At 44.6% G+C, this 20,144-nt stretch carries 15 protein-coding genes; 9 read left to right on the top strand and 6 right to left on the bottom strand.

What is annotated here, in order from left to right; all coding sequences use genetic code 11:
• Window positions 1-7: 7 nt before the first annotated feature.
• A complete protein-coding gene (locus FEM55_RS20715) occupies window positions 8-838 on the bottom strand; it encodes an aminotransferase class IV (RefSeq protein ID WP_138283301.1) in 831 nt (276 codons plus the stop codon).
• 222 nt (window positions 839-1,060) lie between these two features.
• On the opposite strand from FEM55_RS20715, the gene FEM55_RS20720 reads away from it, so the two are divergent.
• Both FEM55_RS20720 and FEM55_RS20725 read left to right on the top strand, forming a co-directional pair.
• Window positions 1,061-2,032 carry a polyprenyl synthetase family protein gene (locus FEM55_RS20720; RefSeq protein WP_374756486.1) on the top strand — a complete coding sequence of 324 codons (972 nt, stop codon included), beginning with the start codon at window positions 1,061-1,063 and terminating at the stop codon, window positions 2,030-2,032.
• 23 nt (window positions 2,033-2,055) lie between these two features.
• Window positions 2,056-2,685 (top strand): rhomboid family intramembrane serine protease, encoded by a 630-nt coding sequence (locus FEM55_RS20725; protein ID WP_138283303.1) that lies wholly within the window; start codon window positions 2,056-2,058, stop codon window positions 2,683-2,685.
• Between the two features lies 1 nt (window position 2,686).
• Here FEM55_RS20725 and FEM55_RS20730 read toward each other — a convergent pair whose 3' ends face one another.
• Window positions 2,687-3,346 carry a phosphatidylserine decarboxylase family protein gene (locus FEM55_RS20730; RefSeq protein WP_138283304.1) on the bottom strand — a complete coding sequence of 220 codons (660 nt, stop codon included), beginning with the start codon at window positions 3,344-3,346 and terminating at the stop codon, window positions 2,687-2,689.
• Between the two features lie 220 nt (window positions 3,347-3,566).
• Complete coding sequence (gene secA / locus FEM55_RS20735) at window positions 3,567-6,917, bottom strand: preprotein translocase subunit SecA (RefSeq protein ID WP_138283305.1); 3,351 nt, start codon at window positions 6,915-6,917, stop codon at window positions 3,567-3,569.
• Between the two features lie 292 nt (window positions 6,918-7,209).
• Between secA and FEM55_RS20740 the strand changes: the two genes are divergently transcribed.
• From FEM55_RS20740 to bshC, 7 genes are all read left to right on the top strand, one after another.
• Window positions 7,210-7,443 (top strand): PspC domain-containing protein, encoded by a 234-nt coding sequence (locus FEM55_RS20740; RefSeq protein WP_138283306.1) that lies wholly within the window; start codon window positions 7,210-7,212, stop codon window positions 7,441-7,443.
• A 159-nt stretch (window positions 7,444-7,602) separates the two neighbouring features.
• On the top strand, window positions 7,603-8,781 hold the full coding sequence (locus tag FEM55_RS20745; RefSeq protein WP_138283307.1) for an acetyl-CoA C-acyltransferase: 1,179 nt from the start codon (window positions 7,603-7,605) through the stop codon (window positions 8,779-8,781).
• Window positions 8,782-8,886: 105 nt separating this feature from the next.
• A complete protein-coding gene (locus FEM55_RS20750) occupies window positions 8,887-9,894 on the top strand; it encodes a glycosyltransferase family 2 protein (RefSeq protein ID WP_138283308.1) in 1,008 nt (335 codons plus the stop codon).
• Window positions 9,891-11,006, top strand: coding sequence for a glycosyltransferase (locus FEM55_RS20755; protein WP_138283309.1), 1,116 nt, complete (start codon window positions 9,891-9,893; stop codon window positions 11,004-11,006). Before FEM55_RS20750 ends, FEM55_RS20755 begins: the two co-directional genes overlap by 4 nt.
• 1 nt (window position 11,007) lies before the next feature.
• Window positions 11,008-13,899: a putative Ig domain-containing protein gene (locus FEM55_RS20760; RefSeq protein ID WP_229209359.1), complete on the top strand. Its 2,892-nt coding sequence runs from the start codon at window positions 11,008-11,010 to the stop codon at window positions 13,897-13,899.
• Between the two features lie 132 nt (window positions 13,900-14,031).
• Window positions 14,032-15,846 (top strand): acyl-CoA dehydrogenase FadE, encoded by a 1,815-nt coding sequence (locus FEM55_RS20765; protein WP_138283310.1) that lies wholly within the window; start codon window positions 14,032-14,034, stop codon window positions 15,844-15,846.
• A gap of 248 nt (window positions 15,847-16,094) precedes the next feature.
• Window positions 16,095-17,645 carry a bacillithiol biosynthesis cysteine-adding enzyme BshC gene (gene bshC, locus FEM55_RS20770; RefSeq protein WP_138283311.1) on the top strand — a complete coding sequence of 517 codons (1,551 nt, stop codon included), beginning with the start codon at window positions 16,095-16,097 and terminating at the stop codon, window positions 17,643-17,645.
• A 13-nt stretch (window positions 17,646-17,658) separates the two neighbouring features.
• Here bshC and FEM55_RS20775 read toward each other — a convergent pair whose 3' ends face one another.
• The 3 genes from FEM55_RS20775 to FEM55_RS20785 all read right to left on the bottom strand — a co-directional run bounded on the left by FEM55_RS20775 (window position 17,659) and on the right by FEM55_RS20785 (window position 19,946).
• A complete protein-coding gene (locus FEM55_RS20775; RefSeq protein WP_229209360.1) occupies window positions 17,659-18,720 on the bottom strand; it encodes a hypothetical protein in 1,062 nt (353 codons plus the stop codon).
• On the bottom strand, window positions 18,680-19,288 hold the full coding sequence (locus tag FEM55_RS20780; protein ID WP_138283312.1) for a hypothetical protein: 609 nt from the start codon (window positions 19,286-19,288) through the stop codon (window positions 18,680-18,682). Before FEM55_RS20780 ends, FEM55_RS20775 begins: the two co-directional genes overlap by 41 nt.
• Before the next feature lie 94 nt (window positions 19,289-19,382).
• Window positions 19,383-19,946, bottom strand: a complete 564-nt coding sequence (locus FEM55_RS20785) for an RNA polymerase sigma factor (RefSeq protein WP_138283313.1) — start codon at window positions 19,944-19,946, stop codon at window positions 19,383-19,385.
• Window positions 19,947-20,144: the final 198 nt, after the last annotated feature.

Below are 20,144 nucleotides of genomic sequence, written 5' to 3' on the forward strand. Positions count from 1 at the left end.
CGTTTTTTTATTTTCCCCAGTCTGCAACCAGGTCTTCGAACAACTTTTGCAAAAAGAGCGTCTGTTTTCCTGCAAGCCCGTTTCCTACGGCTGCATCCCCGATCTGGACAATAGGCATAACCCATTTGGTTGTGCTGGTTGTAAACACTTCATCTGCCGTAAGCACTTCTTCATACGATACGGTCCTTGTTTCCACTTCAAAATAAGACGCTGCAAGTTCCATAACGACGCGTCGTGTAATGCCGTTCAGAATGTTACGGTTGGAAGTAATGAGCTTGTTTTCACGGAAAATAAAAACATTGCTTCTTGTCAGTTCGCTTATTTCCCCGTTTTTGTGAAAAAGCAGATCGGATGCCTGCGTACGTTTCATTTCATCCGCCATCAGCACCATATGCATGTAATTGGTCGTTTTAATTTCCGGCAGGTCACGTACGTATTCATATGGCAGCACTTTTATACCTTTGAGCCGGCCAGCCGGATTATCCTGCGGCAATGCTTCCGTTCTGATCAGAAAATTGGGCTGGACTACATTGACGCTGTCCGGTGCATAGCCGCCGGTAAGTACAAAGCGAAAAGCAACTTCGCGTTCACCGCACATGGCATGCAGATCGGCCAGCATTTTTGCTGTTTCTTCCTGTGAAACCGGTAATGAAAGTTTTAGTAAACGAGCTGAATTTTCAAACCGCTGCCAGTAATCGTTCCAGCGGAACGGAATGCCGTTGTACGTCCTGAAATAATCAAACAAGCCGTAACCGCGCAGCAATCCGAGATCGTTGGTTTTGAAAAGCGGGCTGTCAACCGGAAAAATTTCTCCGTTGAAATACTGATGAAATGCCATAATTTTAAATGCAGGATTGGAAATTGTTCAGGACAGAAAACACCAAAAGGCTGCTTTTCCGCTCCGAAACTAACATAAATCGGATGCAATGACGAAAGTTGTGACGTATAATTACAAATCTGGTTATTAAATTTTCCTACTTTGCACAAACGCTGGCTGGAATTACAGCGTTGATTTTTATCCGGCAGAACAACTCGCGGCAGATTTTTACAAATTAAAATGATTAGTATCGAGCAACTACTTGAAAAGCTTCAGGCTGAAATTGAAAGTCATTCCTACGGCGAAAATCCGGCGGAACTTTATGATCCCATAAAATACATGATGTCTCTGGGCGGAAAACGGTTTCGGCCGTTGCTTACATTGATTGCAGCTTCCATTTATACCAATGAATGGGAAACGGCCATCAAACCTGCCATGGCGGTTGAAGTTTTTCACAACTTTACTTTGATGCACGACGACATTATGGACCGTGCGCCTTTGCGTCGCGGTGAGCCAACTGTCCATGAAAAATGGAACGCCAACACGGCAATATTGTCCGGTGATGTCATGCTGATCCGCGCCTACGACCTGTTGCTGGATATACCGAAAGAACGCTTAAGGCTTGTTCTGGAACGGTTCAACTGCACAGCAGGCGAAGTTTGCGAAGGCCAGCAGCTCGACATGAACTTTGAAACGCGCTGGGATGTGAGCGAAGAGGAATATCTTGAAATGATCCGTTTGAAAACTTCTGTACTGCTCGGCTTTGCGCTGGAACTGGGCGGAATAATCGGCAGAGCGGATGAAAAATCCATAAAACTGCTGTATTCGGCAGGCGAAAATATCGGAATCGGGTTTCAGCTGAAAGACGATCTGCTGGATGTATACGGCGATCCTTCCAAGTTCGGAAAGCAGGTCGGCGGCGATATTATTTCCAATAAAAAGACTTTCCTGCTTATTGAAGCACTTTCCAGAGCAGGTGGCGACATACTTGCCGATCTGCAGAGATGGATTGCAATGGAAACTTTTGAAAAAAATGATAAAGTTAATGCGGTCCGAGATATTTATGAAGCACTGGATATCCGTAGCTTTACCGAAGAAAAAATCAAAGCGTATTTTACACGCGGCATTGACTGTCTGAAACAACTGGATATTGACAATGACCGAAAAACTTTTCTGCTCGCGTTTGTTCAACAGCTTGTCGAGCGCGAAAAATAACTTACTCCAAAGTTGCCTGAATTATGTCAATTACATTATTACTGATCATCATCACGTGCGGAATCAGCTATTATGCCTTCAATAATCCCGATCTGATGGACAGGCTGATTCTCAATCCATACCGGATTACGAGCCGCAACGAATACTATCGTTTTGTAACATCCGGATTTATCCATGCGGATTTTGGCCATTTGATATTCAATATGCTGAGCTTATGGTTTGTAGGAGAAGGAATTGAACGGCTTTTCGGAATGCTGTTTGGCTCCGGCGGCTCCTTGTATTTTTTATTTTTGTACCTGGTCGGAATTATCGTTTCAGATATTCCGACATTCTTGAAGCACCGCAACAGTTCGAGTTACAATTCGCTGGGTGCTTCGGGAGGCGTTTCGGCCGTTTTGTTTGCTGCCATTCTCTTCGCCCCTACCATGACAATTTCCCTGTACTTCTTCATCAGAATGAAAGCATTCATCTTCGGGATTCTGTTTCTGGGATATTCGTTTTACGAGGCTAAAAAAGGCACAAGTTACGTCAATCACAGCGCACATATGTACGGTGCAATTTTCGGGATGGTGTTTATGGCAGTTGTATATCCGGCGTCCGTTCCCGGCTTTTTCGCGCAGATCGGTGAGTGGATAGGAACTTTAAGACCCTGAGTTATTTTAATTCGGCAAGAACCGTTACACTGCCTATCGTTTTATCCTGAAGGTTTACTTTTATGTCTGCATCCAGCGGCACAAAAATATCCACTCTGGAGCCAAACTTGATAAAACCCATTTCGGTACTCTGCTCTACTTGGTCGCCTTCTTTTACGTACCAGCGGATGCGGCGGGCAGCGGCTCCGGCTATCTGGCGAAAAAGTACGTCTATGCCTTCCACCGTTCTGATTACGACCGTTGTGCGCTCATTGTCCGTGCTTGATTTCGGGTGCCAAGCCACCAGATACAGGCCGGGATGATATTTAAAATACTGGATAACGCCACTTACCGGATTCCAGTTGATATGCACATTAAGCGGTGACATAAAAATGCTTATTTGTCTTCTCGGACCTTTAAAGTATTCACTTTCAACAACTTCTTCAATAACCACAACTTTGCCGTCACACGGAGCAACAATCTGCCGGTCGCTTTTATAAACGATTCTTTTAGGAACTCTGAAAAACTGGACAACGAGCAAAAAAACAATAATGCTCCCGATCAAAACCAATCTTGGAATCCAATAACCGTCAGGAAGGAGATAATGAACACCTAAGTTTATCAATATCAATACAATGGCAGTTACCGCCATAATCGTATAACCTTCTTTGTGTAATTTCATTCAGGGCAATGTTTGGTGAGTATCGATCTTACAGGTACAAATATCGTATAAATCCTGATTTACTTTCAATCAAAAGCCCTGCCAATCCGATTTTGAAAGGCAGGGCTTTGTATTTGATCAGGTATATAAAAGCATGGTCAGAAACTTTATTTTAATCAGAATACTTCATTTTAAATCAACAGAAGTACCTCTGATCGTTCCTGACAAAGTTAATTACGGATTATTCAATTACTACGCATTCTCCGTTTTTAACTTCCTGCTCTACTTTTTTAAATTTCACATCGCGTAAAATCCGTCCGTCGCGGTACTGAACCGATACTTTCTGATTTCTGTCCGCTACTTTAATCGTACGCACAGGCTGCGCTTTGGTTGTCGATTCCATCTGGCGGGCATATTCGTTCGGCCCGTCCAGCTCGGTATCAAATTCCTCTTCCCGGTTTGTATGCAAAGCCGGCGCAGGAACCGGTGCAGGACGACGTACTGTTTGTTGAACTGCAGTAGCCGGCACAGCTTCTTCCTGAGGAATATCCGCCTTCATCAGGAATGAAATCATGTCAAAGTTAACCTTGCTCAAAAACCGCTTGAAAAGTTCTACGGATTCAAACTTGTAAATCAGCAAAGGGTCTTTTTGTTCAAAAACGGCATTCTGCACGGATTGTTTAAGGTCGTCCATTTCACGCAAATGCTCTTTCCATTCCTGATCGATCAGCGAAAGCACAATGGCTTTTTCCATTTCGTGCGTGATTTCGTGACCTTCATTGGCAATTGCCTTTTTAAGGTTGACTACAACGCCTGCCTGACGGATTCCATCACTGAAAGGAATCATGATCTCTGAAATCGTAGCACCGCGGTCTTCCAGAATGGATGTCAGTACGGGCAATGCTTTTTGTGAAATAGCATTGTTTTTGTCCTGATAATGCTTTTCAGCTGCTTCGTAAAGCTTCTGAGAGCGGTCAGCAGGCTTAAATGACCCGTATTCTGTTTCTGTAAACGGAAGCTCCATTCCGAGTGTGGTGATTACGGCCAGTTCCAGTTCCGTATAAGTACCGGCATTTGTGACAATTTCGTCGCATACGTCATACAACGTATTGGCAATATCCACTGCCAGACGATCACCGAACAAGGCGTTACGACGACGCGTATAAATGGCATCGCGCTGGTAATTCATGACATCGTCATATTCCAAGAGACGCTTGCGCATGCCGAAGTTATTTTCCTCCACTTTCTTCTGCGCTCTTTCAATGGATTTGGTGATCATGCCGCTCTGGATCACTTCGCCTTCTTCAAGGCCCATCCGGTCCATTACTTTCGCCATCCGGTCGGAACCGAAAAGGCGCATGAGGTTATCTTCCAGCGAAACAAAGAACTGCGATGAACCCGGGTCGCCCTGACGTCCGGAACGTCCGCGCAGCTGCCTGTCCACACGCCGGCTTTCATGACGCTCCGTACCGATAATGGCCAGACCGCCTGATTTTTTTGCTTCCGGAGTCAGTTTTATATCCGTACCACGGCCCGCCATGTTCGTTGCAATCGTAACGGTTCCGGGCTTTCCTGCTTCTGCCACCACTTCCGCTTCGCGCTGATGCTGCTTGGCGTTCAGCACCTGATGCTGGATTTTGCGGAGTGTAAGCATCCGGCTGATAATTTCTGAGTTTTCAACCGAAGTCGTACCCACCAGAACCGGACGACCTGCTTCCACAAGCTCCACGATTTCATCCGTAACTGCATTGTATTTCTCCCGAACCGAACGGTAAACCTTGTCTTCATGATCCTTACGAACAGCCGTTACGTTAGTAGGAATGGAAACAACGTCCAGTTTGTAGATTTCCCAGAATTCGCCTGCTTCTGTTTCCGCCGTACCGGTCATACCCGCCAGCTTGTGATACATCCGGAAATAGTTCTGAAGTGTAATCGTTGCATACGTTTGTGTAGCGTCTTCAACCCTTACATTTTCTTTTGCTTCAATGGCCTGGTGCAAACCGTCGGAATAGCGACGGCCATCCATGATACGACCGGTCTGTTCATCAACGATTTTAACCTTTCCGTCCATGATTACGTATTCCACATCTTTTTCAAAAAGCGTAAATGCCTTTAAAAGCTGGTTTACGGTGTGGATACGCGCTGTTTTTACAGAATAATCACGGATCAGTGCTTCTTTTTTGATAATTCTTTCCTGTTCATTCAGCGAAGAATCTTTTTCAATGGCATCCAGATCTACGGCTATATCCGGTAAAATAAAGAAATTGGTTTCATCCGATTCGCCTGTAAGGAAGTCAATCCCTTTTTCAGTCAGTTCAATGCTGTTGTGACGCTCATCAATCGTAAAATAAAGAGGCGCATCCGCAACAGGCATCAGTTTCTGGTTTTCCGCCAGATAAATGGATTCAGCCTCCTGCATGGTTGCCTTGATACCCGATTCACTCAGATATTTAATCAAAGGCTTGTATTTCGGCATACCGCGGTGTGCGCGGAACAAGGCAAGACCGCCTTCTTTTTTGTCGCCTGCTGTAATTTTCTTCTTGGCATCGTTCAGAAAATCCATTGCGAGTTTTTTCTGAGCTTCCACGATTCTTGATACACGCGGTTTCAGTTCCAAGTATTCCTGCTCGTCACCACGCGGAACCGGGCCGCTGATAATCAATGGCGTACGCGCATCATCGATCAAAACGGAGTCAACCTCATCGACCATTGCAAAATGGTGCTTGCGCTGCACCAGTTCTTCCGGCGTACGTGACATATTGTCACGCAGGTAATCAAAACCGAATTCGTTATTGGTTCCGTACGTAAGATCCGCCTTGTATGCATTTCTGCGGGCTGTTGTATTGGGTTGATGACGGTCGATACAGTCCACGCTCATGCCATGGAATTCAAAAAGCGGCGCATTCCATTCGGCATCTCTTTTTGCAAGATAATCGTTGACGGTGACGATGTGAACGCCCTGTCCGGCCAGCGCATTCAGAAACGCCGGAAGTGTTGCAACCAGCGTTTTACCTTCACCCGTAGCCATCTCGGAAATTTTTCCCTGGTGCAAAACCACGCCACCGATCAGCTGCACATCGTAATGCAGCATGTTCCATTTAATGGGTTGCCCGATTACATCCCAGGTTGTATTCCAGTGTGCTTTATCGCCTTCTATAATGACATGAGATTTTCTTGCTGCAACTTCACGGTCGAAGTAGCTGGCTGTAACTTCCAGTTTATCATTTTCCTTGAAGCGGCGTGCAGTTTCCTTTACAATGGCAAAAGCCTTTGGCAGAATATCCAGCAGTATTTTTTCCAGTTCTTTGTTGCGATCCAGTTCCAGGGCGTCAATTCGCTTGAAAACAGCTTCTTTCGCATCAACATTCGGCTCATCGTTTGCCTGTTGCTTCAACACAGCAATCTGATCGTCAATGGATTTGAGTTTTTCTGAAATATGTTGTTTCAGTTCTTCGGACTGAGCGCGGAGTTCATCGTTGGATAGTGAAGCCAGTAATGCATATTCGGCATTGACTTTATCAACATACGGGGTTAATTCTTTCAAATCCCGTTCTGACTTTGTGCCAAATAGCTTGGAAAATATTTTAAACATGATTCTAGTATATGTTTTAACCTAACATTTTATTGAAAATATTGATCCTGCACCGATTTGAATGTCAGATTGTCAGCAACAATATCCTATTCAGCCCCAAAGGTAATTCATTGCCAATAGTATTGTGCAACTTCTTTGATAATCCGTCATACAACTCTAATCATTTTTCATCAAAACTCATACAATTATATCGCCCGTACTAATCCAGGATGACCGTTTATACCAAAACAGAAGGACTACTATGCATTACACAGTACCTTTGGATCATCAAACAAAATAAAGAGCCATAGCCATGAACAACAACAGATTATTTCGCGATACCAACCATAAAATGATTGGCGGGGTTGCTGCCGGACTTGCCGAGTACCTGCAAACAGATGTAACGATCATCAGGATACTTTTTGTACTCGCAATCTTTATTCCGCTCAATTTTCCGGTTGTCCTATTTTACATTATCCTCTGGATCGTCATGCCTGATGTAGCAAAACGCCCGAAAATACTGCAAAACAGCCATATTCCATCCTGAAATATTCTGTTAATGAAATAAATAAGGCAGTCCCGAACCGCCGGAAAACAAATTCCGGCGGTTTGTTGTTTTATATATAATTGCTATTTTTACAATGGTATGCAGGCATACTAACCCGTGTGGAAAACTGCATCCAACAACCGATCAAAAACTTGTAATATGAATGCATATATAGTTGCCGGATACCGCAGTGCAGTTGGAAAAGCTTCAAAAGGCGGCTTTCGGTTTACCCGCCCGGATGATCTTGGCGCAACGGTTATCAAGCATCTTCTGGAAAAACTGCCCGCACTTGACCCGGCCAGAGTTGATGATGTCATTGTAGGAAATGCCGTTCCGGAAGCAGAACAGGGCATGCAAATGGGACGATATGTGGCTTTGCTTGCATTGCCCAAAAATGTATCCGGCATAACAATTAACCGCTATTGCGGCTCCGGCGTGGAAGCCATTGCGATGGCTGCTGCCAAAATCCATTGCGGAATAGCTGACTGCATTATTGCAGGCGGAACAGAATCCATGTCGCTGGTACCGACTATGGGCTGGAAAACAGCGCTCAACTATGAAATCGCACATAGTAATCCCGATTATTATCTCAGCATGGGACTGACTGCCGAACAGGTTGCAAAGGACTTTGATATCAGCAGGGAAAAACAGGATGAATTTTCATTTCAGTCGCATCAAAAAGCATTGCGTGCCCAAAAAGAAGGCTGGTTTGCAGACGGCATTGTGCCGGTGACAGTTAAAGAAACCTATTTTGACGCTGCAAGCGGCAAGAAAAAGACAAAGGAAATCGTAGTAACGCAGGACGAAGGCCCGAGAGCGGATACAACGCTTGATGCTTTGAACAAACTGAGACCGGTTTTTGCTGCCGGTGGGACGGTTACGGCAGGAAACTCTTCTCAGACTTCCGACGGTGCTGCATTCGTGATGGTGATGTCGGAAAGCATGGTTAATGAACTTAATCTGAAACCCATAGCAAGAATGCTGTCTTATGCAACTGCGGGAGTGGACCCGAGAGTAATGGGAATCGGTCCGGTTGCCGCCATTCCGATTGCCCTGAAACAAGCCGGACTGAAACTGAACGATATAGAACAGATTGAGCTGAATGAAGCATTTGCCGCACAGTCGCTGGCGGTTATTCAGAAGCTGGACATAAATCCGGAAATTGTGAATCCAAATGGCGGCGCCATCGCCTTGGGCCATGCATTGGGATCAACCGGAGCAAGGCTTTCCGTACAGCTTTTTAATGAAATGAAGCGCAGAAACCAGAAGTACGGCATGGTGACGGCATGTGTCGGCGGCGGACAGGGTGTGGCAGGAATTTATGAAAGGCTGAATTAAGCCGGAGGATAAACAGAACATACATATTTGAGGGTCTCCCGGGAAGATAAATCATTCTTCCCGGGAGATTCTTTATTTTTGCCCGTTAATCATCTCGGATTTTTCATGGATGTATCCATTATTATTATCAATTACAGAACGCCGGAGCTCATTCTGAACTGCCTGGATTCCATTTACAGGTTTACATCCGGCGTAAGTTTTGAAATAATTGTGGTTGATAATGATCCTGAAAACGGAAACGGCGCAATGGTCCGGAAAGCATATCCGGATATTCACTGGATCGACATGGAATACAATGCCGGCTTCGGCAGAGCCAATAACAGAGGAATGTCGGAGGCAAACGGAACGTATTTTTTACTGCTGAACGCAGATACGCTTGTTACGGATAATGTGATTGGCCGGTGTTTTGTGCGGATGAACAAAAGACATGACGTTATTGCCTGCGGCGCACTTCAGTATTATGCAGACGGCACGCCGATGCCTTTTTACAAAAGTTTCAATGAATTCAGAAAGACCTTTTTTATTCTTCCGCCAAGTGCGCTGTTTACAAGAATCCTGAACAAAATGTACCCCGAGCCACAGTACGCTGATCCCGAACAGCACGACTGGCTTGTTGGCGCATTTATATTTCTAAGGAAAGAAGGGTTTGAAAAAACAGGCGGTTTCAGCAGTCATTTTTTTATGTACGGCGAAGATGTGGAATGGTCTGCAAGGCTGGGAAAATGGGGCAAACTCTGTTATTTCAAGAACTGTACCTTCATTCATCTGGAAAACAAAAACCCTTTCCGACGCACCAATATTTCCTGGATCAACCGTTTCAGCACGCAAATGCAAGTTTCCAATTTCTTATGGGTACGAAAGCAATACGGCCTGTTTCAGTACCTGCTGCTCATTGCAAATTATATACTGATGATCCCCGTTATTTATATCTGGAAAATGATCATGAACATCAAACAGAACGGAAACCCGTTTTCCGAACTCCGCACGCAGCACATCTATGTAAGGAAAATACACGTACTTTTAAAATATTTCATAAAAACAGTACGCCTGAAAAATGAACTTTTCAGGATCGGCCCAAATGAGAATATAGACTTGTTAACTTCCGCTAAATGAATAGTACCAAGAAAAAAATTCTCTTTTTTACCCCATATGCCACAAGGACAGGATCTGAAATGATGCTGCTTTACATTCTTGAAAAACTGGACCGCACCCGCTTTGACGCAGGCATCGTCAGTTTTGCAGATGGCGAATTGCTGAAAGAATTTCCTGAAGATATTCCCGTTTACATCGTTCCGAAAAATTTTAACCTGTTCCAGAAGATCTCGTTTCAGCTCGGCGTCAACCCGACGCTGGAATTTCTCAGAAAACTGGCCAAATCGTTCAAGGCTGACTTCTGGTATATCAATACGACCATGATTCCCGAAGCCGTAGCCATAGCCAGAGAATTTTCTATAAAAATGGTTACGCACTTTCATGAACTGCCATTAACGTATGCTTACCTGAAAAAACCGGAATTCAAAAGTATTATCGATGATTCGGATTTGCTCATCGGATGCTCGCAGGCAACCTGCAAAGCATTGCAGGATTCCGGTGGTAAAAATGTAAGCCTGCTTTATTCTTTTATAGACCCTAACAAAGTAAAAAAAGACGATCAGCGTGCCGGTGAACTGAAACAAAAGCTAGGAATTCCGCAAGGTGATTTTGTATGGGTACTGTCCGGCATCACTTCCGAGCGGAAAGGATTCGATCTGCTGCCGGATATAGCGCAAGAATTGAATGAATCCGGCGTTCATCTGGTATGGGTCGGGAAAAAGCTGGACGACGGTCTTGTTTATTATACCGAACAGCGCAGCAAGCATTCCAGTGCCGCAACCAGAATCCACTTTGCCGGAGAACAAAAGGAAGATTATTACAACTATCTGAATATGGCAAACGGATTTCTGCTCACTTCGAGACAAGACCCGTTTCCGCTTGTCATGATTGAAGCTGCATTGCTCGGCAAACCGATCGTTTCTTTTCCTTCCGGCGGCGCATCCGAGTTCGTTCAGGAAGGAATGGGAATTGTAACCGAAGATATCAGCGTAAAACAGCTTGTGAATGCAATGCGCTCGGTCATGAACGGGCAGACAACTACAGACAGTACCAAAAGTATTGAAGTGGCCAGCCGGTTCAACGTGGAAAACGGGTATAAAAACTGGATCGAACTCATAGATAAAAATTACTAGCATGGACAAACTGATGCATACTTCCCGTTTGCCGGCCCGGATCCTGTTTTGCTTTTTTTGCTGGATTCTTTCTGTAAAAACGGCTTACGCCCAAATCAGTCAGTCAACAACCGAAGCTGATCCGCAGCGCTATCTTGCCCTGATGCTTCTGAACCTTACCGAGGCCAGTAACCGCGGTCCGGAACCTGATCTGATACGCACTTCCCGGCAATATGGCCTCAATGCGGTTTACATCAATATTCCATGGGACAAAGTTTATGACAAATCTCCCGCTGACGCGCCGAACTGGGCGAAATACGACGAGCAGATTAAAATTGCTACGGACCTTGGCATGAAAGTGGCATTGCGGATCAACATTGCACGCCACAACTCACGGATCAAGGGATACTGGGAAGTGTCCGACAGCCAGATCAGTCAGCAGGGCAAACCTTTGCAGGGCGGTTACGGAGATACTTTTGTCGGATTTGATAACCAGCCCATTATTAACAAAGGCATCGGATTCGTCAGGGAAGTTGTAGCGCATTACAAACATCTTCAGACCAGCAACAGCCTTTTATTTGTGTCTGTAACCAATACACCGACGCAGGAAGGAGAATATCCTAGCGTGCTGATCACCGACGGAAAAGAAATTCCGGCCGTTTACGATTACTCCACATCCATGGTAAAAGGCTTTCAGGCATGGCTTAAAAGTAATTACAAGAAAATAGAGCGCCTCAACTTTCTCTGGGGAACTGCATACAAATCCTTTGATAATGCTCCCGCCCCTTCCACTCCATGGGAACCAGCCAGTTCTTTCAAGCAGCGTTACGGCAAAGACTGGTATATTTACAGGCATCTGGTATTCAAAAACTATACGGAACAGATGATTGCTGCCGTAAAATCCATTGATCCGACTATCAAGTTTGTTTCCGATTATGGCTCTGTTTTTGACGCGGCTTCTGTTTCCAGAGGAACTTTGGGTTTCCGCAGCCTTAACGAAAAATCGGACGGAATCAAGGTGAATGATGCTTTGGCCGTTTATGATCACAGATGGTCCGTGGATATCATCAAAAGCACTTCCCGGCCTAATTTCATTACAGCCAATGAATTGTTTGTCAGCTCATTCTTTGACAGCAACATACATCTGAAACAGATTAATGAAAATTTTGAGCACGGCGCCAATATCGTAGCTGCTGTCATTTCAACGCCGGATCAGCTGGCGAGGTCTGAGAACTTTCTCAGGCAGGCATCGTCTAACTGGCTTGGCAAACCCATACCTCCGATTATTTATACGGATTCGGTTGGATACCGCCTGTCTGCAGCAGTTGAAAAATCAGGTGCAACCAATGTGATTTACAGTGAATGGGCAAGAAGGGCCTACGCAGATCCTGCCAATCCGAAACCGGTATTGATCCGTCTGGATGAAGACCTGCTTTCGCCCGATTACTGGAAAGATGCATCCAATTATGCTCCCTATGTTTTCAGGCCGGTTCCGATGCAGATCATTGCGGTAAACAAGGAATTTACATACAAACTGCCGACAGACACTTTCTCGGATGTGGACGGAACTATTGTGCGAACAGAAGTAACCGCATTGCCGGGCTGGCTGCGGTATGAAAGCGGACAGCTGAGAGGCAAACCTACTGTTTTGGGTGATTTTCGCATCACTGTAAAGGGAATTGATGATGAAGGCGGTTCTGCGGAAGCGTTTTTTACCATTCGGGTGGATGCAAGTGAAAACGCCAATCATCCGCCGACTGTAGACAGCAATTTCTCCAATCAGCTTGTTGCGGTAAATACTCCATTTAACCTTGTTATTCCAAAAGGCGCCTTTAAAGACAGTGACGGACAAATAACGAAAATAGAAGCCAGCGAACTTCCCGAGTGGGTAAAATTCAACGGCACGGCGCTGAGCGGCATGCCTGCAAAACTGGGTGAATACCGTATTATCCTGAAAGCGTATGACAATCAGAATGCTTTTGTAGAAACGTACTTTACGATCCGGGTCGTTGAACCGCAGTTCCTGAATGCACCTCCGTTTGCAAGCAATACGCTTCCGGTCAAATATGCACAGGTGAATATGCCGTTCAACTACATTCTGCCGGTCAATATCTTTGGTGATCCTGACGGCTATATTTCATCCATAACAATTCAGAACAGACCGTCGTGGCTGGACTTTTCGCTGAATGTGCTTTCGGGAACGCCAACCGAAGAAGGAGAATACCGCCTGATCGTTCGGGCGTATGACAATGCCGGCGCTTATGTCGAGATTCCGTTTATCCTGATTATAGAAATTCCCGAACTTCGTTTTGAACTCGTGAGAGGCGGCAGTAAAGTAGAGCAGCAGGTTATACAAAAATTAAATGCAGACGACGTGCTTCCATATAGTGAAATGCCTTCGCTGCTGAACATTTATGCGTACGGTAATTTTGAATATGACCATGTAACTTTCAACCTGAACGGTCCTTATCGCCGACAATCGACTACTTCCAAATTCCCGTATGCACTTTACGAAAACGGTTCCGGCTTTGCGCCTTACATTGGCCGTTATACTCTGAATGTCACAGCATTCAAGGCAGATTCTGCCGTTGTAACGAATTCCGTACAGTTCAGCATTTCCTATGGCGACTCGGTCAATATTACGAAAGATCTGGAAGCATGGCGGTTTTATCCGAATCCGGTCGAAAATATATTCAATATCAAGCTGCCGGAGCAACAATTGCAGGAAGAACTGAATTTTGTCCTCATCAACGCTTCAGGAAACAGCATAACCATTCCTGAAAATTTCATTTCTGTTTCCGACAATCTCGCCAGCATTGATCTGTCCGCAGCGAGCCTTTCGGCCGGCATTTATTTTATCCATGTTGAAAGTAACGGAATGCTGCTCAAACAGTTCAAGGTCTTCAAAAAATAGGCTGTATATCAGACTTGTTCCTGGAATTTATTTCGCTGTTGTTATGCTTGCATAATGAATAAAATTTATATTTGTAATCACGATAATAGTATGCACGCATACCTTTTAATTCAAACCTGATCAATAAAAAATATGGCTGTTGCAGAAGATAAAAAAACGTCTATTAAAGGCGGTGAATTTTTGATTAAAGAAACTTCCGCCTCACAGATTTTTATTCCTGAGGAATTTACCGAAGAGCAGCGTATGATTGCAGATACCTGCAAAGATTTTCTGAGCAGAGAAATCTGGCCGCGGCTGGATGAAATTGACAATGCAAAAAGTCCTGATCTGATATCGGGCCTGATGGATAAAGCCGGCGAACTGGGATTGCTCGGAACAGCAGTTCCGGAAGAATATGGCGGTTTCGGGATGAATTTCAATACTTCCATGCTGGTGGCGGAAGCAACCGGCGCAGGAAATTCGTTTTCCGTTGCACTGTCCGCACATACCGGAATCGGCACCTTGCCGATCCTTTATTATGGAAATGAAGAACAAAAGTCAAAATACCTGCCCAAACTCGCAACAGGCGAATGGAAAGCAGCTTACTGTCTGACAGAACCCGACTCCGGATCGGACGCCAATTCTGGAAAAACAAAAGCCCGGCTTACTGAAGACGGAAAACACTATGCGATAACCGGGCAGAAAATGTGGATTACAAACGGCGGTTTTGCAGATATTTTTATTGTTTTTGCCAAAATAGAAGAAAATGGCCAGATTGATAAAAACCTGACGGCCTTCATCATTGAAAAGTCTTCAAACGGCATTACAATGAATGAGCCCGAGCATAAAATGGGCATCAAAGGTTCTGACACACGCCAGATTTTTTTCAATGACTGTCTGGTTCCGGCCGAGAACATGCTTTCGGAAAGAGGAAACGGCTTCAAAATTGCGGTTAACATCTTAAATATCGGCAGGATCAAACTGGCAGCAGCTGCACTCGGAGGCGCAAAAATGGTCACAAGACAAGCCATTCAGTACGCAAATGAACGCAAACAATTCGGAACGGCCATTTCCGGTTTTGGCGCCATCAAATACAAGCTCGCGGAAATGGCAGTCGGCATGTTTGCAACAGAATCGGCATCGTACCGCGTCGGACAAAATATTGATGACCTGATTACCGCATTTCAGGAAAAAGGAATGCCGGATTCAGAATCCAAGCTCAAAGCGCTGGAAGAACTGGCCATAGAATGCGCCATTATGAAAGTACACGGCTCCGAAGTACTGGATTATGTTGTGGACGAAGGCGTTCAGATTTACGGCGGAATGGGCTTTTCAGCGGATGCGCCTATGGACCGCGCTTACCGCGACAGCCGGATCAACCGTATCTTTGAAGGAACTAATGAAATCAACCGGTTACTGGTTGTGGATATGCTCCTGAAAAGAACCATGAAAGGCCAGCTGGATCTGATGGGCCCGGCAATGGCTGTTGGAAAAGAAATCATGTCCATTCCGGATTTCAGTTCAGATGAAGATGAATCGCTGTTTGCGGCAGAAAAGAAGGTAATCCGGAGTCTTAAAAAAGCCGTTCTGATGATTGCCGGAGCTGCCGTTCAGAAATTTATGATGAAGCTTTCGGAAGAGCAGGAGATTATCATGAATCTGGCCGATATGATCATAGAAACATACGTTGCGGAATCGGTGTTGCTGCGGGTGGAAAAACGGATCGGGCTTCTGGGCGCCGATGCCAATGCACTTCAGAAGGATATGGCGGTCGTTTACCTCAACAAAGCCGTTGAAAAAATAAATAACGCCGGAAGATCGGCCATTACAAGTTTTGCAGAAGGCGACGAACTCCGCGTAATGCTGATGGGACTGAAACGGTTTACAAAAACGGAGCCTGTAAACCTGAAAGATGCACGCCGCCGTATTGCAGATAAGCTGATTGCAAAAAATGACTACGCTTTCTGAAACAAAAAGGCACTCGATGTCATTATTAACTGTACAGGAAATCAATACCGATTATCAGGAAAGCCGAATCTGCCTCAGATGCGGCTTTTTTAATACGCCTGAAAGGTTTTTTATTCTACCTCAAATTACGCAATTTTGGGAAACCAAAATCAGGAACTTTCTCGTTACGTTTAAAAGGTTCTTTTGATCTCAATATCGCAAAATTAACTACGTTGGCTTCTATACCCGCTACTGAAAAATCCGCTTTCATGAGTCTGCAATCGCTAGATCTGCGCAGAACTGGACAATTCCCTGCTTTCCTTCTGGATTATCTGGACGGAAAAACGGAACTGAAAGAATTTTACAGTATCTATCCCACGCTGGAAAATGCGAAGGAAGCCATCTTACGCAAAAAAGATTTTGATCCGGAAAAACGCAAAACGCTTGTTGACGTACTGACAAGGCAATACAAAGGACTTCCCGATTTGCCGGATTTTTCTGCTCTGCTGGATGAAAATACCTTTACCGTTACGACCGGGCATCAACTGAATATTTTTACCGGGCCGCTTTATGTTGTTTACAAAATCGTAACGACAATCAATCTGGCGCAAGCGCTGAAAAAAGCATATCCGGAATACAATTTTGTCCCGGTTTACTGGATGGCGTCCGAAGACCACGACTTTGAAGAAATTGCTTCATTTCATCTTTTCGGGCAAACACACAAATGGGCCGGCGAGCATAAAGGTGCCGTTGGCAGGCTTGATCCGCGCGAACTGGAAAGCATTATCAAACAGCTTCCTTCAAAGCCGCTTTTATTTGCAAAAGCATACCTTGAAAACAGTACACTTGCTGATGCAGCCCGATGTTACATGCACGAGTTGTTCGGACAATACGGACTGATTTCCGTTGATGCCGATCATACGGACTTGAAAAGGCATTTTCTTCGGGTTATCAAAGACGAACTTACGCAATCCTCTTCTGAAAAAATCTTTACGGAAACCGCTGCAAAGCTTGAAAAACTGGGTTATGATCCGGGGCTGCACGTCAGGGAAATAAACCTTTTTTATCTGGATACCAATCTGAGGGAACGCATTGTCAAAGAAGACGGCATTTACAAAGTCCTGAACACGGAACTGACTTTTACAGAAGAGGAAATTCTGGATCTTGCTGAAAAAAGTCCCGAAATGTTCAGCCCGAATGTGATTCTCAGACCGTTGTACGAAGAAATCATTTTACCCAATCTGGCGTATATCGGCGGGCCGTCAGAACTGCCTTACTGGATGTCGCTGAAAGGGATTTTTGATTATCACAACGTTCCTTATCCCATGCTGATTCCGAGGAACTTTGCGATGTATGTAACGAACGAGCAGGTAAAAAAAGCAAAGAAACTCAAAGTAGACTGGGAAGAACTTTTCAAGGATGAATTTTCACTGCGCAGAAATTACGTTCTTCAGAATACGACGAACAAGCTGAGCCTGCAATTTCAGAAAGATGCTTTCAGAAAAATAATGGATGAAATTGTAGCGCAGGCCGTTCAGGTGGACCCGACGATGAAAGGCGCGGTGGAAGCCGAACATACACGACTTTGTAACTCGCTGCAAAAGCTGGAAAAACGGATCATCAAAGCCGAGGAACACAATCAAGAATCGAATATCAGCCAGTTGCTGAACCTTAAAAACAAGCTGTTCCCGGGCAGAAGTGCCCAGGAACGCTACGATAACTTTCTGAATTTTTACATCAACGATCCCGAATTTATTCAGAAACTTTTCAGGGCATTTGATCCGCTGGATTTCAGGTATAATATCCTTTTGGAAGAATAAACCGTTAGTTTCATTAATCTTTCAGCTTTACGTCGCCGAAACGGGAGTTTACAGTAATTTTTGTACCGGAACCCGCTCCTACTTTTCCCTGATATTGCCTTACTTTATACGAAGCGGTTTCCCCTTTTGCCGGCTGCATTGAAAAATTGACGTTGCTGGAAGGATAACTGAAATTCCCGTAAGTAACCGTTACATTAAACTGATTGGCTTCTGCAGGCAGAACTACCGAAGAATAGGAAGCCTGAATATCCACGTTTTCCGCAGAATTGGTCAGTTCGTCGATCCTGAAATTTCCTGAGTAATTCAGCTTGATTTTTCCCGATCCGCGGATGGAGCCGATTTTCGCTCCGGAATAATCGATATCCGCATTCAGGTTGATAACGTCGCCAATGTTCAGTTCTCCGAATTTGTTGCTGAGAAATAACTTTTTTGCATGATCCAGTTTGAGATCCGAATACTGAAACTCCAGTTTTCCGCCATCCATTTTCCCGATTTTTGCACTTCCGTAACGCACATCAATCGTGTTTTCAGCATTTTCAAGAAGGTTTGCGACAAAATTGCCATACTTTGAATCAATGGTTAACGGCGCATGAAAAGACGGAATGTCCGTATCTCCAAACTTGTTGCGGACGACCAAAGCATTCTCCTTGGGCATATAAACGGTATAGTCGATTTTTATAAAGTTCTTCTCGCCTTTTTTATTGTTCCAGCCATTGTTGCCAAACTGTCTTCTGTCAATATCCGTTGTCAGCATAATCTGGTTTTTTGTCCTTTTTTCATCAATATTTACAGCACTGAGGTATTCCGAAGCCCTTCCGTCCGTAGCTGCATTGGCGGTAATGACAATTTCAACCTTGATTTCTTCCTTGCTCCACAAATTGATCTTGACTTGCCCGAACTGGTTGTCAACAACCAGCATATCGTCGGTCTTTACATCAAAAACCTTTACGACATTCCTTCTTTTTTCAACGAGCGTATTCTGTTCCGGATCAGGATGCACGGCATACGCCAGCATTGGCAGCAAGGCAATCAGGTTAAATAACAGGTGTATTTTTATTTTCTTTATCGTTGTCATCTTTTACTTTGTTAATGCGTTGCAGAATATGAAGTTGTTGGTTGAGCAAATCAACCTGTAATTGTAAGTTCCGGACCATAGCTTCCAGCAATGCTTCCTGGTTCGGCGCAGTGGACAAGCTGGAACGCAGATTCCGGTAACTCACTTCCAGACTTTCCAGATCTGCAGAGAAATCCTTGTAAATCTCGGGATTGTTACGCGCCAGTTTGATAATCTCTTCTCTTTTCTGCTCTATTGCATTGTTATACTGATTGAATTCGCGTGCATAAGTAGGAACTTTCAACGCTACACGCGGGTCACGTGTAATGCCGTATTCATTATTCAGATATACCAGAAAACCGACTCCAAGCGCAAGGAACACGCCGGCCGCAATGCGCCAGTCGAAATACGGATTGTTTAACCGCCGGATTTTTTTTCTGGATTTCTCGGATACTACCGGAATTTCGTTGTGAAGTTTGCTTTCAATCTGGCCCCATAAAGAATCCTGCGGTAAGAAAGTATCAAATCCATCCCTGTTATCTCGCACAAACCGCTCCAATCGATCCTTTTTATCAGAAGAACTTTTCATAGATTCATTAACTTGTCAAGTGTAAATAATTGTCTCAAATCATTCATTTTTTAAGTAAAAACTCAGGCCCGGCATTACTTTGAAACGGCAATAATTACCGGACCAGCATTTCGGTCAATTTTCTTTTAGCCCGCATATACTGGGTTCGCGACGTTGTTTCACTGATCCCGAGCACTTCCCCGATTTCTTCATGGTCATAACCTTCGAACAGATAAAGGCTCAGCACCACCCTGTAACCGTCGGGAAGTTTCTGCATCATGTTGCGGACCCGTTCCACTTCCAGCGACAATTCATTTTCGGAAAGCCCGGTACTTTCCTCCAAACTGCTGTATGCTTCAATGGCCTCCTGATGTTCATCAATTTCCACCCACTTCACTTTTCTGCTTCTCATATGGTTGATTGCCTTGTTCACGACGATCTGCTTCAGCCATGCACCGATTGTGGACTGGTGCCTGAACTGATGAAGGTTTGTGAATGCATCCACAAACGCCTCCTGCAAAGCGTCTTCTGCTTCACCCATATGGTTCAAGATCCGCATGCAAATGTTGAACATGGCCTTAGAGTAACATTTGTAAAGTTCGTACTGAGCCTTACGCTCGCCGAGTTTACAACGCTCTACCAGTTCGACATGCCGGTCGGGGTACAATTGTGTTTTCAAGCAGAAGGTTTAATTTGAACGTTCCGGATAAAGACAATCTTTTTATTTACATGTTGCACGGATTGAAAAGATATTTTTGCAATATGTTGCGGCTGAACAAAGTTTAATAAGCTGTTGTTCTTGAAAAGGTGAATGTAATTTTTGAATATTGGTAATGAAATATCCTGATCTGTTACCTGCAATCTATCAATTTAGTCA

This window comes from Dyadobacter sediminis, from assembly GCF_005860765.1.
In the GTDB taxonomy this organism is placed as follows: domain Bacteria; phylum Bacteroidota; class Bacteroidia; order Cytophagales; family Spirosomataceae; genus Dyadobacter; species Dyadobacter sediminis.

Excerpts from the sequence above, each read along its gene's own strand:
- FEM55_RS20715 (WP_138283301.1), bottom strand. The coding sequence starts at position 838 with ATGGCATTTCATCAGTATTTCAACGGAGAAATTTTTCCGGTTGACAGC.
- FEM55_RS20725 (WP_138283303.1), top strand. The coding sequence starts at position 2,056 with ATGTCAATTACATTATTACTGATCATCATCACGTGCGGAATCAGCTAT.
- FEM55_RS20730 (WP_138283304.1), bottom strand. The coding sequence starts at position 3,346 with ATGAAATTACACAAAGAAGGTTATACGATTATGGCGGTAACTGCCATT.
- secA (WP_138283305.1), bottom strand. The coding sequence starts at position 6,917 with ATGTTTAAAATATTTTCCAAGCTATTTGGCACAAAGTCAGAACGGGAT.
- FEM55_RS20740 (WP_138283306.1), top strand. The coding sequence starts at position 7,210 with ATGAACAACAACAGATTATTTCGCGATACCAACCATAAAATGATTGGC.
- FEM55_RS20745 (WP_138283307.1), top strand. The coding sequence starts at position 7,603 with ATGAATGCATATATAGTTGCCGGATACCGCAGTGCAGTTGGAAAAGCT.
- FEM55_RS20750 (WP_138283308.1), top strand. The coding sequence starts at position 8,887 with ATGGATGTATCCATTATTATTATCAATTACAGAACGCCGGAGCTCATT.
- FEM55_RS20755 (WP_138283309.1), top strand. The coding sequence starts at position 9,891 with ATGAATAGTACCAAGAAAAAAATTCTCTTTTTTACCCCATATGCCACA.
- FEM55_RS20760 (WP_229209359.1), top strand. The coding sequence starts at position 11,008 with ATGGACAAACTGATGCATACTTCCCGTTTGCCGGCCCGGATCCTGTTT.
- FEM55_RS20765 (WP_138283310.1), top strand. The coding sequence starts at position 14,032 with ATGGCTGTTGCAGAAGATAAAAAAACGTCTATTAAAGGCGGTGAATTT.
- bshC (WP_138283311.1), top strand. The coding sequence starts at position 16,095 with ATGAGTCTGCAATCGCTAGATCTGCGCAGAACTGGACAATTCCCTGCT.
- FEM55_RS20775 (WP_229209360.1), bottom strand. The coding sequence starts at position 18,720 with ATGACAACGATAAAGAAAATAAAAATACACCTGTTATTTAACCTGATT.
- FEM55_RS20780 (WP_138283312.1), bottom strand. The coding sequence starts at position 19,288 with ATGAAAAGTTCTTCTGATAAAAAGGATCGATTGGAGCGGTTTGTGCGA.